At 63.7% G+C, this 12418-nt stretch carries 12 protein-coding genes; 7 read left to right on the forward strand and 5 right to left on the reverse strand.

Features of this window, described 5'->3' with window-relative positions; all coding sequences use genetic code 11:
• Positions 1–13 precede the first annotated feature (13 nt).
• Together ACVMIH_RS34500 and ACVMIH_RS34505 are read left to right on the forward strand one after the other, a co-directional pair.
• Complete coding sequence (locus ACVMIH_RS34500; RefSeq protein ID WP_283809206.1) at positions 14–1156, forward strand: PepSY-associated TM helix domain-containing protein; 1143 nt, start codon at positions 14–16, stop codon at positions 1154–1156.
• 7 nt (positions 1157–1163) lie between these two features.
• The gene (locus ACVMIH_RS34505) at positions 1164–1346 is read left to right on the forward strand and encodes a hypothetical protein (RefSeq protein WP_057018065.1); all 183 of its coding nucleotides are present in this window, start codon (positions 1164–1166) and stop codon (positions 1344–1346) included.
• A 191-nt stretch (positions 1347–1537) separates the two neighbouring features.
• On the opposite strand, the gene ACVMIH_RS34510 is transcribed toward ACVMIH_RS34505, so the two are convergent.
• The 3 genes from ACVMIH_RS34510 to ACVMIH_RS34520 form a co-directional block, all read right to left on the reverse strand.
• The gene (locus ACVMIH_RS34510; RefSeq protein WP_456864795.1) at positions 1538–2176 is read right to left on the reverse strand and encodes a tetratricopeptide repeat protein; all 639 of its coding nucleotides are present in this window, start codon (positions 2174–2176) and stop codon (positions 1538–1540) included.
• A 28-nt stretch (positions 2177–2204) separates the two neighbouring features.
• Positions 2205–3278 carry an adenylate/guanylate cyclase domain-containing protein gene (locus ACVMIH_RS34515; RefSeq protein ID WP_456864797.1) on the reverse strand — a complete coding sequence of 358 codons (1074 nt, stop codon included), beginning with the start codon at positions 3276–3278 and terminating at the stop codon, positions 2205–2207.
• Between the two features lie 128 nt (positions 3279–3406).
• Entirely contained in the window at positions 3407–4204 is a 798-nt protein-coding gene (locus tag ACVMIH_RS34520; RefSeq protein ID WP_456864799.1) for an N-formylglutamate amidohydrolase, read from the reverse strand.
• A 104-nt stretch (positions 4205–4308) separates the two neighbouring features.
• Here ACVMIH_RS34520 and ACVMIH_RS34525 point away from each other — a divergent pair, with 104 nt between their 5' ends.
• From ACVMIH_RS34525 to ACVMIH_RS34535, 3 genes are all read left to right on the forward strand, one after another.
• The gene (locus ACVMIH_RS34525) at positions 4309–5208 is read left to right on the forward strand and encodes a transglutaminase family protein (RefSeq protein ID WP_028343411.1); all 900 of its coding nucleotides are present in this window, start codon (positions 4309–4311) and stop codon (positions 5206–5208) included.
• A gap of 2 nt (positions 5209–5210) precedes the next feature.
• On the forward strand, positions 5211–6023 hold the full coding sequence (locus ACVMIH_RS34530; RefSeq protein ID WP_057018064.1) for a transglutaminase-like domain-containing protein: 813 nt from the start codon (positions 5211–5213) through the stop codon (positions 6021–6023).
• Positions 6024–6132: 109 nt separating this feature from the next.
• Positions 6133–6531, forward strand: coding sequence for a gamma-glutamylcyclotransferase family protein (locus ACVMIH_RS34535; protein WP_057018063.1), 399 nt, complete (start codon positions 6133–6135; stop codon positions 6529–6531).
• A gap of 155 nt (positions 6532–6686) precedes the next feature.
• On the opposite strand, the gene ACVMIH_RS34540 is transcribed toward ACVMIH_RS34535, so the two are convergent.
• Entirely contained in the window at positions 6687–7241 is a 555-nt protein-coding gene (locus ACVMIH_RS34540) for a chlorite dismutase family protein (RefSeq protein WP_057018062.1), read from the reverse strand.
• Between the two features lie 210 nt (positions 7242–7451).
• On the opposite strand from ACVMIH_RS34540, the gene dnaG reads away from it, so the two are divergent.
• Together dnaG and rpoD are read left to right on the forward strand one after the other, a co-directional pair.
• The gene (gene dnaG, locus ACVMIH_RS34545; protein ID WP_253640909.1) at positions 7452–9473 is read left to right on the forward strand and encodes a DNA primase; all 2022 of its coding nucleotides are present in this window, start codon (positions 7452–7454) and stop codon (positions 9471–9473) included.
• Between the two features lie 366 nt (positions 9474–9839).
• The gene (gene rpoD / locus ACVMIH_RS34550) at positions 9840–11972 is read left to right on the forward strand and encodes an RNA polymerase sigma factor RpoD (RefSeq protein ID WP_057018061.1); all 2133 of its coding nucleotides are present in this window, start codon (positions 9840–9842) and stop codon (positions 11970–11972) included.
• A 159-nt stretch (positions 11973–12131) separates the two neighbouring features.
• On the opposite strand, the gene ACVMIH_RS34555 is transcribed toward rpoD, so the two are convergent.
• Positions 12132–12368, reverse strand: coding sequence for a hypothetical protein (locus ACVMIH_RS34555; RefSeq protein ID WP_026192271.1), 237 nt, complete (start codon positions 12366–12368; stop codon positions 12132–12134).
• Between the last annotated feature and the right edge of the window lie 50 nt (positions 12369–12418).

Consider the following 12418-nt stretch of genomic DNA (forward strand, 5'->3'; position numbering starts at 1 on the left):
GACGACCAGATCCTTGCGGCGATGGGGCGCTGTTCATAAATGGACCAGCCTCATCTGCACGCTGTTCATGCTGCTGCTCTGCATCACCGGCCTGCCGCTGATCTTCCACGAGCAGATCGACGATCTCCTGCACAGCCAGGTCAAGCCGGCCGACGTGCCGCCAGGCACGCCGCCGGCCAATCTGGACCGTCTGCTCGGCAACGCGCTGGCGCAGGCGCCCGGGAAGGTGCCTCACTTCCTGATCTGGGATCGCGACGATCCGAGCGCGATGTTCGTCAGCGTCGGCCCGACCATCGATGCCGATCCGACCAATAATTTGCTGATCCGGATGGACACCCATACCGGCGCCTATCTCGATGCGCCCGACGTGACCGGCCGCTTCACCTACATCATGTTGAAGCTGCACACCGACATGTTCGCGGGCCTGCCCGGCAAGCTGTTCCTCGGATTGATGGGGATCCTGTTCTGCGTAGCGATCATCTCCGGCATAGTGGTCTATGCGCCGTCGATGCGGAAACTGCGTTTCGGCGCCTATCGCGCGCAACGGACCCGCGTCGTGCGCTGGCTCGACGTCCATAATCTCGCGGGCATCCTGCTCGTCGCCTGGACGCTGGTCGTCGGCTTCACCGGGGTCATCAACACCTGGGCCGATCTCGTGCTCAAGATGTGGCAGTTCGGCCAGCTCGCCGAAATGACCGCGCAGTACAAGGACCGGCCGGTGCCGTCGAAGCTGACCTCGCTGAATGCGGCGGTCGAAGTGGCCACCCATGCGGTGCCCGGCATGACGCCGAGCTTCGTCGCCTTCCCGGGAACCCTGTTCAGCAGCAAGAGCCACTACGCGGTGTTCCTGCATGGCGATACGCCGCTGACCTCGCGGCTGCTGAAGCCGGCGCTGATCGATGCGGAAACCGGCAAGCTGACCGACACAAGGGACATGCCCTGGTATGTGACGACCCTGTTCGTCTCGCAGCCGCTGCATTTCGGCGACTATGGCGGCATGCCGCTCAAGATCGTCTGGGCACTGCTCGACATCCTGACCATCTTCATCCTCGTGACCGGCGTGTATCTGTGGATGCGTCGCCGCAAGGCGGGCGTGAGCCAGGAACGCGCGATCGCCAACGCCGACTCCCTCGACAACCCCGCATTATCGTCGTGACGTCAGCATGGTCTCGCATCGTTCATTGACCCAGATCTTCGCTGCCCCGCTCGTCATCGCGATCGTGAGCACGGTCGGATTGATCAGCGCGCTGGTTGGCGACGGCTGGTGGGATGCGGTCTCGTGGGCCGGGCTCGGCCTGCCTCTCCTGCTCTATCTGGTGTTCATCTGGCGGCGCCAGCCGAATTGATCGGGTTTGCCTGATCGCGCTTCGAACCGGCCGGGCAATCAGCAAAGCCGGTCCAATCGGAATATGCCGTTCCCTGCGGTGTCTCATCCGCGGAGATGCGCAAGAAGCCGAACGAGCAATCGAATAAGCAGTCGCGGCCGCGCAGGTGTCTGGCGTGTGGCGTCGCGCCGGCATTGTAAGATGACAGGTCTTCACTCCGGGAGCCCCGCCATGCGTAGCGGGTTGACCAATGCATCCAGGTCGCCTTGTCGGCGATACGGAAGCAGCCTGGCCCAGCGGGCCAGGCTGAAATTGGGGTGGCCCGCCAGCAAGTCGCTTGAGATCATGCGCGCTTCATCTTGCCGGCCGAGATTCCAAAGCGCCGCTATGAGTGTCGACTGCGCAGTCAGCCAGAGCGGCCGCTGCCTCAGAACGCGGGAGGCTATATCGTGCGCCGCCGCGAAATCTCCGAGATGAAATCTTGCGCGCGCTTCGTCCACCATGGATTCGTTGCGCTCAATCGGACTGAGCCGTTGGGCGTGTTCCTCGTAGAGGACGGCTTTTCGGAAATTGCCGGCGTAGCCGTGGTACATGCCCGCCATGTGATGGGCGTCAGAGCTGCTGGGAGCGAGGCTGATCGCGGTTTCTCCTGCTGCCACAGCCTCATCATGACGGCGTTGATAGGTACGAACATAGCCGATCACCAGGTATGCTTCCCCGAAGCTGGGGTCGGCGGCGAGAGCCCGATCAGCGCAGCCCAGTGCGGCTTGATACGCTTCATTTTCATCCTTGATCCAACCGAAGCGCGCCTGGTCAGTCAGGGTCAGACCCAACAAGTAGAGCGCAGGCATAAACGAGCCGTTGATCTCCAGCGCCTGTTCAAAAAGCTTCCGGGGCCTGTGCGTGAGTTTGCCTTGCGAAATTAACGTACAGGGCGCGCCCCTTTAAAACATACTCATAAGCCAGCGGACTGCCCGAGCGCTTTCTCCACACCCTCGCGCGTTCGCCGACCGTCAACTGGACCTCAAGCGCTTCGACGATCTCTTGCGTAATTCGGTCCTGGAGATCGAACACGTCGTCCAGGTCTTCGTCAAAGCGATCCGCCCAGAGATGACCGCCGTCTCGACCATCAATCAACTGCGCCGTCAACCTGATGCGATTGCCGATCTTTCGAACGCTCCCCTCCAGCAGATAACGAGCACCCAGGATCTGCCCGATTTCGCGAATGTCCCTGTTCTGCCCCTTGAACGCGAAGCTCGAGTTGCGAGCTATCACCATCAATTCCTGAATCTTTGACAGGGTCGTAAGGACGTCTTCCGCGATCCCATCCGCGAAATACTCCTGCTCGTTGTCTCCGCTCATGTTCTGAAACGGCAGCACCGCGATGGAGGGCTTTCCCGAAAACGGGCGCATGTGATGCGATTCGGCAGGAGCCGGATGGCGCTCAGGCGAAGGTCTGGCGCCGATCTTCATTCGCCAGGCGCGGATCGGTTCAGTGATGTTTTTCAGATTCTGTTGGCCCATGTCTTCGAAGGCTGCATCGACCTTGCCCCGGATCTGCCGGTAGGCGTCGTCGGACAGGCATATGCCGCCCGGGTCCGCGATGTTCTCCAGCCGCGCGGCGATGTTGACGCCGTCGCCGAAGATGTCGTCGTTGTCGATGATGATGTCGCCGACGTGAATGCCGATGCGAAATTCGATCCGCTGCTGTTGCGGTGCGGATGCGTTAAGCTCTGCCATCCTGCTCTGGACTTCTACAGAGCTGCGCACTGCATCGACGGCGCTGCCGAATTCGACCAGCATGCCGTCGCCGGTCGTTTTGACGATGCGGCCGCGATGAGCGGCGATCGTTGGATCAATGAGATTTTTTCTGGCCGCCTTGAGCCGCGCGAGCGTGCCTTCCTCGTCCGTTCCCATCAGGCGACTGTAGCCGGCGACATCTGCCGCCAGCACTGCTGCCAGTCGCCTTTCCACTCGCTCGGGCGCCACGGACTACCCTAACTTGGAAGTTCAACCCGGCCAATTAAAGCACGTCGAGCCGCCTTCGGGCTAGAGGCCACGCCCTGGCTGACCGTTAGTCGCTAGATCAGCGCTTCCATGCGCAGCGTCGCCTCGATCTCGCCGAGGATGCGCGCCAGCCGTTCGGCCCACGCCGTCTCGCCGGCCTGGTCGGAGATCAGGTCCTGGCGGATCTCGATGCCCGAGTTCATCAGGCCGCGTGCCTCGCCATGCACGGGGATCGTGTAGTCGGTCTCGTCGCTGACCGCATAGGGCTCGTTGTCGCCGACCACGAGATCGCCCTCGGCGCGCAGATGCTTCAGCAGCAGCGGCGGCAGCACCGTGTCGCGGTGGTAGAGCGTGCCGATGTGCCAGGGTCGCGCGATGCCGGCGTAGATCGGCGTGAAGCTGTGCAGCGACACCAGCAGCGTCGGCAGGCCCCGACGCGCGCGCGCATCGATGATCTCGTCGATGCGTTTGTGATAGGGATCGAAGATCTGCGCGTGGCGCAGCTCGGCGGCCTCGCGCGACAGGCCTTCATTGCCCGGCACCGTGGTGGCCTCGCTGATCAGCGGGATCGAGCTTGCGACATGCGGCGGACGGTTGCAGTCGATCACGAGCCGCGAATAGCGCTGCGCGATCAAATGCGCGCCGAGCCGGTCCGAGAGGCGGGTTGCGACGCCGGCGATGCCGATGTCCCAGGCGATGTGCCGCACGAGTTCGTCTTCGGGCAGGCCGAGATCGCCGAGCGGAGAGGGAATCAGCCTGCCGTAATGGTCGCAGGTGAACAGGAACGGCGAGCGGCCGCCGGCATTGTGTTCAAGAACCGGTGAAGCGTCGGTGCTCGCGAGCAGGAACGATGGACCGCCTCCGTAATTCAAGGGCTTTTTTCCTCAACTTTGCCTATTCAGGCGGCATGCTGAACTGGAATCGGGCAGCTTTCTCTATAGATTATGCAGCCCGAAATCACGATGATTGTTTGAAGATGCCGCTGCTGACTATTCATCACAAGACCGTTTATCGCTACGCGCGCCCGGTGGCGTTCGGCGAACACCGCATCATGCTGCGCCCCCGGGACGGCCATGATCTGCGCGTGCTCGACAGCGCACTTGTGATCGATCCACAGCCGATGTCGCTGCGCTGGATCCACGATGTGTTCGGCAACAGCATGGCGATCGCCGCCTTCGACGAGCGCGCCGACACGCTGTCCTTCGTCTCGACCGCGACGGTGGAGCACAATCCGGCCGATACGTTCGCGCTGACGCCGGACGATCCCGCCTATTTCTATCCGTTCCTCTACGACGATGAGGAATTCCCCGACCTGCAGCAGTTCATTACGCCGCAATATGGCGACCCGAACGGCGAGCTGTCGGCCTGGGCGCGGCGCTTCCTCGATGTCGAGGCGCCGACGCCGACTTTCAAGATCCTCAGCGGCATGACCCACGGCATCCGCGAGGCGTTCAGCTATCGCAAGCGCTATGAGCAGGGCACCCAGCATCCGCTCGACACGCTGCGCACGCAGTCCGGCACCTGCCGCGACTATGCGCTGTTCATGATCGAGGCGCTGCGCCGGCTCGGCGTCGCCGCGCGCTTCGTCTCCGGCTATCTCGCCATGCCGCCCGGCAGCGCGCACGGCTATGTCGGCGGCGGCTCGACCCATGCCTGGGTGCAAGTCTATCTGCCGAGCGCGGGCTGGATCGAGTTCGATCCGACCAACGGCATCGTTGGCACGCGCGATCTGATCCGCGTCGCGGTGGCGCGCGACCCGCGCCAGGCGATCCCGCTGCACGGCGTCTATCTCGGCGCGGCGGACGCCTTTCTCGGCATGGATGTCGACATCAAGGTGGTCTCGGTCGGCGAGAACGCGGAGCAGGAGACGGCCTGACGATGCAGATCAAGGTCGGCTTCGAGATCACCTACACGGCGGCGCAGCCGACCCCGATGGTGATCATGCTGTCGATCCATCCGTCGCGCTACGCCGACATCGTCGGCACCGAGCGCCTTTCGACCGAACCGGAGGTGCCGATCGGCCTCTATCGCGACGGCTTTGGCAATGTCTGCGGGCGGCTCGTTGCCCCCAGCGGTGGCGTCACCTTCCGCGGCAGCGCGCTGGTGCGCGATTCCGGACTGCCTGACATCGTCAATCCGGCTGGACAGCAGCTGCCGGTCGAGCAATTGCCGGACGACATGCTGCTCTATCTGATGCCGAGCCGCTATTGCGAGACCGACAAGCTGACCGATGTCGCCTGGTCGCTGTTCGGCAACACACCGCAGGGCTGGGCGCGGGTGCAGGCGATCACCGATTTCGTGCACCACCACGTGACGTTCGGCTATCAGCACGCCCATCACATGAAGTCGGCGCACGACGTCTATGAAAGCCGCGCCGGCGTTTGCCGCGACTTCGCGCATCTGGCGCTCACCTTCTGCCGCTGTATGGGCATTCCGGCACGCTACTGCACCGGCTATCTCGGCGACATCGGCGTGCCGCCGGACCCGGCGCCGATGGATTTCTCCGGCTGGTTCGAGGTCTATCTGTCGGGCCAGTGGTACACCTTCGATGCCCGCCACAACACGCCGCGGATCGGCCGCATCCTGATGGCGACCGGCCGCGACGCCGCCGACGTCGCCCTCACCACGAGCTTCGGCCGCATGACGCTGACGAAGTTCGTCGTGGTGACGGACGAGGTGGCGGCGGCCTAGCGTCCCCCGGGATTTTCTGTCATTCCGGGATGGTGCGTTAGCACCAGACCCGGAATCTCGAGATTCCGGGTCTGGTCCTTCGGACCATCCCGGAATGACAACTGAACCTATGACCTCCGATATTCTTTTCGTCTACGGCACGCTGATGCGCGGCTTCGACCATCCGATGGCGAAGCTGCTCGCGGGCAATGCCGAATTCCTCGGGCCCGCGCAGTGCCGCGGCCGGCTCTATCTGGTGAAGCATTATCCGGGCCTCGTGGTGTCGGACGATCCGGCCGACATCGTGCATGGTGAGCTGTTCCGCTTGCGGGAGCGTGAGGCCATGCTGCGTGAATTCGACATGTACGAAGCCTGCGGCGAAGGCTTTCCGCCGCCGACCGAATATGTCCGCGAGATGCTTGCCGTCACGCTCGCCGACGGCAGCGTGAGCGAGGCGTGGACCTATCTCTACAACTGGCCGGTCACCGAGCTGCCGCGGATCGCGTCAGGAAAATTCCTCGAGCATTAGCGCTCGGACGTACCGCATGTTTCGTCATGCCCGGGCTTGACCCGGGCATCCATCTCACTTCGCAATAGTCATTCTTTTGATGGATTGCCGGGTCACAGGCGAGCGGAAGCGACGCCGTCATTCTGACGGCTGTGCCGGCCACCACGAAAGAGAAGTCAATCCTCCCGCACCACGCGGATGTCGACCTCGCGCTCGACATAGCTCCATTCCTCGGTCGCGCGCAGCATGCCGACCAGTTCGTCGAACAAGGTGACGTGGTCGGGGGCGAATTCGAACCAGGTCAGGAAGTCGAAGGGCATGCCGAGGTCGCGCGAATGAAACAGCTGGCGAGCGATTGCGGGGAGGAATTTCAGGGTGCCGTCGATGTGGTGCGACTTGTCCTCGAAGATCTTGCGGCGCTCCTCCTGCGTGAGCTCCCACCACGCCGCGGATTTCCGGATCGGGATCAGCGCCGCGTGCGTTGCCTCGCTGCGGCCGAGCCCGGCCTGCACGGCCAAGAGCTTCTCGCGCTCCTCCTTCTCGGTGTAGCGCAGATGGCTGGCGACGCCGGCGAGCCGCCAGGAGGTCTGCGCCGGCAGCAGCGGCAGCGCGATCGATTCGCTCGCAACGATCGACAACGCCGCGACCTTCGGCAGCGTCTCGCCCTTCACCCGCGTGATGGACGTGACCTGCCAGCCGCCGCTCTGTCCGCCTCTGAATGTCGTGAACATGGCCTATCCAATCCCGGAAGCGGGGAGGGGGCAAGCTTGCCGCACAGGCTCTCCACCGTGGATTTGGGGGTAACCCGCTCGACAGAGCCGCGACGGGCCAGACCTGTGAATAGCCCGGAAAAGCCCCACATTGTTCGGCATGGCGGGCCGTGCCGCTATATGGCTAACCGGTTGTCCGCGATTCGCCGCCCGAGCCCAAAATCCTGACTGATGCGTTTCACGCCCGAATTCCTCGATGAGCTGCGCGCCCGGCTTCCGGTCTCGGAAGTCGTGGGCAGGCGCGTCAAGCTCAAGAAGGCCGGCCGGGAGTGGAAGGGGCTGTCGCCGTTCCAGCAGGAAAAGACGCCGTCGTTCTTCGTCAACGACCAGAAGCAGGCCTGGTTCGACTTCTCGTCCGGGCTGAATGGCAACATCTTCGACTTCCTGATGAAGACCGAGGGAGTGACTTTCCCCGAGGCGGTGGAACGTCTCGCCGCGATGGCGGGTGTCCCGCTGCCGGCGGTGACGCCCGATGCCGCGCGACACGAGCAGCACCGCCGCACCCTGCACGACGTGATGGAACTGGCGACCAAGTTCTTCGCCGACACGCTGGCTTCGCGGGGCGGCGCCAAGGCGCGCGGCTATCTTGCCGACCGCGCCATCTCGCCGGCGACCCAGCTCCAGTTCCGGATGGGCTATGCGCCGCCGGATCGCTTCGCGCTGAAGGAGCATCTCGGCGCGCTAGGTATCTCCACCGACGACATGGTAGAGGCCGGGCTTCTGGTGTCCGGCGAGGACAAGCCGGTGCCGTTCGATCGCTTCCGCGACCGCGTCATGTTCCCGATCACGGATGCCCGCGGCCGCGTCATCGCATTCGGCGGGCGTGCGCTGGAGAAGGACGTTCCGGCAAAGTACCTGAACTCGCCGGAAACCACGCTGTTTCACAAGGGCGACAATCTCTACAATCTGTTCACCGCGCGGCAGGCCGCGCATGACGGCGCACAGCTGATCGTCGTCGAGGGCTATGTCGACGTCATTGCCATGGTCACGTCGGGCTTTCCCGGCGCCGTCGCGCCGCTCGGCACCGCGCTGACCGAGAACCAGCTCGGCCTGCTCTGGAAGATGGTCGACGAGCCGATCCTCTGCTTCGACGGCGACCGCGCCGGCCAGAAGGCGGCTTATCGTGCTGCCGACCTTGCATTGCCGCAGCTCAAGCCGGGCAAGAGCCTGCGGATTGCGCTGCTGCCGGAAGGGCAGGACCCCGACGATCTCGCCCGCTCCGGCGGCCGCGGCGCGATCGAGGACGTGATCTCGGCCGCGCGTCCGCTCGCCGAAATGATCTGGTCGCGCGAGATCGAGGGCGGCAATTTCGATACGCCCGAGCGCCGCGCCGCGCTGGAGGCGCGGATCGGCGAGCTCACCAATGGCATCCGCGACGAGGTGGTGCGCCGCTATTACCGGCAGGACCTGCAGGAGCGGCTGCAGCGCAATTTTGCGCCCGAGGGCGGCCGCGGCGGTTATGGCCGCGGCGGCTACGGAAGGGGCAATTTCGGCGGCGGCCGCGGCGGCGAATCACCCCGCCAGTTTGTCCCCCGGGGACCTGCCCAAAACGGCCGACAGGGAGGCCCGCAGGGCGGCCGGTTCGGTGTCACCCCCGGGATTTCACGGGGTCCCTATCAGGCCGCCAGCCCCCAATTGGCCAACAGCCCGATCATGCGCGGCCAGCGCAGCGCGGTCTCCCGCCGCGAGGCCCTGATCCTGCAATCGCTGATCAACCACCCCTGGCTGCTGCACGACCATCTCGAGGAGGTGGCGGCGCTGGAGCTCGCCCATCCCGAGGCCCACAAGCTCAGGGCCGCCATCATCGCCGCCTTTGCCCACGACCATCACCATTCCCCTGACGCCGAGGAGCAGGCCGAGAAGATGCGGGCCGACCTCGAAGCGGGCGGATTATCCCCGATTCTTCAAAGGGTTGAGCGGGCAATCACAACCCAGGCGGTGTGGGGCGCGCAGGTCGGCGCGGCGCGCGAGGATGTTTTATCAACCTGGCGTCAACTAGTTGCCTTGCATCAGAAAACCCACGCCTTACTTAGGGAAAGAAAAGATGCGGAAGCGGCTTTGGCTGAAGACTCCAGCGAGGCCAATCTGGCATGGTTGCAGGATATCCAGGCCCGGATGGCAGAAGCCGACGGGACCGAAGCCCTGATTGAAGGGTTCGGCGAATTATCGGGCCGGTTCCAGCGTAATGTCTGATAACAAAAATGCTGCGGACGGCGCTGGCCGCACCCGCGAAAAGACTCGCCAAATCCATGGTTTGGCTGCAAAAACAGGGTTAAGCGAAACTTAATAGCTACCGTAGCATTTTCAGGCGAAGTGGTTCCCGGTTCGCCGTCAGAAAATGCGTCAGATCTAGATCTGTCGCGTCTTCCGATCGTAAAACCGGTGTCCACTTTTACGGAAGACGCGACGGGCTATTGCAGATTGGAAACCGTCGAGACGGATGACAGGGGTGGCGAGATATTGCGCCGCCCTTTGTGCGTCGAGAGAGTAAATCTAGATTTCGTGCGGATGCGCGTGCGTGGCGCCATTTTGCATGACCGCGTTTCGGGAGCTTAGTGAATGGCCACCAAGGCAAAGACGCTGCAGGTTAAGGACAAGGAAAAGGACGACAAGGCAGCGGATGCTCCTGAGAAGGATGCCGCTGACGCGCCGTCGCCGTTGCTCGACCTGTCGGATGCCGCGGTGAAGAAGATGATCAAGCAGGCCAAGAAGCGCGGCTTCGTGACCTTCGATCAGCTCAACGAAGTGCTGCCCTCCGATACGACCTCGCCCGAACAGATCGAAGACATCATGTCGATGCTGTCAGACATGGGCATCAACGTCACCGAGGCCGACGATAGCGAGGGCGAGGACGAGAAGGACGACGGCGACGACGAGACCGATAACGAGCTCGTCGAGGTCACGCAGAAGGCCGTCACCGAGGTCAAGAAGTCGGAGCCCGGCGAGCGCACCGACGATCCCGTGCGCATGTATCTGCGCGAGATGGGCACCGTCGAGCTGCTCTCCCGCGAAGGCGAAATCGCGATTGCAAAACGCATCGAGGCCGGCCGCGAGGCGATGATCGCGGGCCTCTGCGAAAGCCCGCTGACCTTCCAGGCCATCATCATCTGGCGCGACGAGCTCAACGAAGGAAAGATATTCCTCCGCGACATCATCGATCTCGAAGCCACCTATGCCGGCCCCGAGTCCAAGGGCGGCATCAATCCGAACCTGATCGGCAACAACGGCGCCGAGGGTGCCGCCGCTGAGGGCAATGGCGGCGACGCGCAGGCCGGTGCGCCGGCCCATGTCGCGCCGCCGGCAGCGCCGCCGTCGCCGACCCCGTTCCGCGCCGCGCCCGCCGGTGGCGAAGCCGCCACCGAGGAGAAGGATCCCGCCGAGGCCGCCGCCGAAGGCGACATGGACGACGACGAGTTCGAGAACCAGATGTCGCTCGCCGCCATCGAGGCCGAGCTGAAGCCGAAGGTGGTCGAGACCTTCGACAAGATCGCATCCGAGTACAAGAAGCTGCGCCGCCTGCAGGAGCAGGACATCGCCAACCAGCTGCAGAGCGAGTCGCTGTCGCCCTCGCAGGAGCGCAAGTACAAGAAGCTGAAGGACGAGATCATCGTCGAGGTGAAGTCGCTGCGCCTCAATCAGGCCCGCATCGATTCGCTGGTCGAGCAGCTCTACGACATCAACAAGAAGCTGGTCTCGTTCGAGGGCCGCCTGCTGCGCCTCGGCGACAGCCACGGCGTCGCGCGCGAGGACTTCCTGCGCAACTACCAGGGCTCCGAGCTCGACCCCCGCTGGCTCAACCGCGTCTCCAAGCTGTCGGCCAAGGGCTGGAAGAACTTCGTCCATCACGAGAAGGACCGCATCAAGGACCTGCGCCACGAGATCCAGTCGCTGGCGGCGCTCACCGGGCTCGAGATCGGCGAATTCCGCAAGATCGTGCACGGCGTGCAGAAGGGCGAGCGCGAGGCCCGTCAGGCCAAGAAGGAGATGGTGGAAGCCAACCTCCGGCTCGTGATCTCGATCGCCAAGAAGTACACCAACCGCGGCCTGCAATTCCTCGACCTGATCCAGGAAGGCAATATCGGCCTGATGAAGGCGGTCGATAAGTTCGAATATCGCCGCGGCTACAAGTTCTCGACCTACGCCACCTGGTGGATCCGGCAGGCGATCACCCGCTCGATCGCCGACCAGGCCCGCACCATCCGCATTCCCGTGCACATGATCGAGACGATCAACAAGATCGTCCGCACCTCGCGCCAGATGCTGAACGAGATCGGCCGCGAGCCGACCCCGGAAGAGCTCGCCGAGAAGCTCGGCATGCCCTTGGAGAAGGTGCGCAAGGTCCTCAAGATCGCCAAGGAGCCGCTGTCGCTCGAAACGCCTGTGGGCGATGAAGAGGATTCGCATCTTGGCGATTTCATCGAGGACAAGAACGCGATCCTGCCGATCGACGCCGCGATCCAGTCCAACCTGCGCGAGACCACGACGCGCGTGCTGGCCTCGCTCACCCCGCGCGAGGAGCGCGTGCTGCGCATGCGCTTCGGCATCGGCATGAACACCGACCACACGCTGGAAGAAGTCGGCCAGCAGTTCTCGGTCACCCGCGAGCGCATCCGCCAGATCGAGGCCAAGGCGCTGCGCAAGCTGAAGCACCCGTCGCGGTCGCGGAAGCTGCGGAGCTTCCTGGACAACTAATATTTCCGATTGTCATTGCCGGACTCGACCCGGCAATCCATCGAAACAACAACGGCGGGCCTGGGCCCGCCGTTTTCATTTTGATCCGTCTCCGACGTCATCGCGAGGAGATTGCTTCGCTGCACTCGCAATGACGTGGATAGAGTTGTGTGGCCGCCGCTACTTCTTCTTCGCGCCGACGCGCTCGATGGACTTGATCTCGAGCGGCGGGCGGCCGCCCTTTTCGGCGATCTCGCGGTCCTGCTCGCGCAGGAAGGCACGCACCGGCTCGTCGCCGTCGAGCCCGCCAATGAGCTCCGACGGCACGCGGCGGTTGGAGCGCTGCGAGCCGTCTTCATAGAAGACGTTGAAGAAGGCGAATTCGCCTTTGGGATTGGTCCCGGGTTTTTTCGGCATGCGCGGCTTGTCCTCGATCGGGGCGCCGCTGTCAAAGCAAATCGCCTGCG

The organism is Bradyrhizobium sp. USDA 4503 (assembly GCF_054055815.1).

Excerpts from the sequence above, each read along its gene's own strand:
- rpoD (WP_057018061.1), top strand. The coding sequence starts at position 9,840 with ATGGCCACCAAGGCAAAGACGCTGCAGGTTAAGGACAAGGAAAAGGAC.
- ACVMIH_RS34535 (WP_057018063.1), top strand. The coding sequence starts at position 6,133 with ATGACCTCCGATATTCTTTTCGTCTACGGCACGCTGATGCGCGGCTTC.
- ACVMIH_RS34555 (WP_026192271.1), bottom strand. The coding sequence starts at position 12,368 with ATGCCGAAAAAACCCGGGACCAATCCCAAAGGCGAATTCGCCTTCTTC.
- ACVMIH_RS34510 (WP_456864795.1), bottom strand. The coding sequence starts at position 2,176 with ATGCCTGCGCTCTACTTGTTGGGTCTGACCCTGACTGACCAGGCGCGC.
- dnaG (WP_253640909.1), top strand. The coding sequence starts at position 7,452 with ATGCGTTTCACGCCCGAATTCCTCGATGAGCTGCGCGCCCGGCTTCCG.
- ACVMIH_RS34525 (WP_028343411.1), top strand. The coding sequence starts at position 4,309 with ATGCCGCTGCTGACTATTCATCACAAGACCGTTTATCGCTACGCGCGC.
- ACVMIH_RS34540 (WP_057018062.1), bottom strand. The coding sequence starts at position 7,241 with ATGTTCACGACATTCAGAGGCGGACAGAGCGGCGGCTGGCAGGTCACG.
- ACVMIH_RS34530 (WP_057018064.1), top strand. The coding sequence starts at position 5,211 with ATGCAGATCAAGGTCGGCTTCGAGATCACCTACACGGCGGCGCAGCCG.
- ACVMIH_RS34505 (WP_057018065.1), top strand. The coding sequence starts at position 1,164 with ATGGTCTCGCATCGTTCATTGACCCAGATCTTCGCTGCCCCGCTCGTC.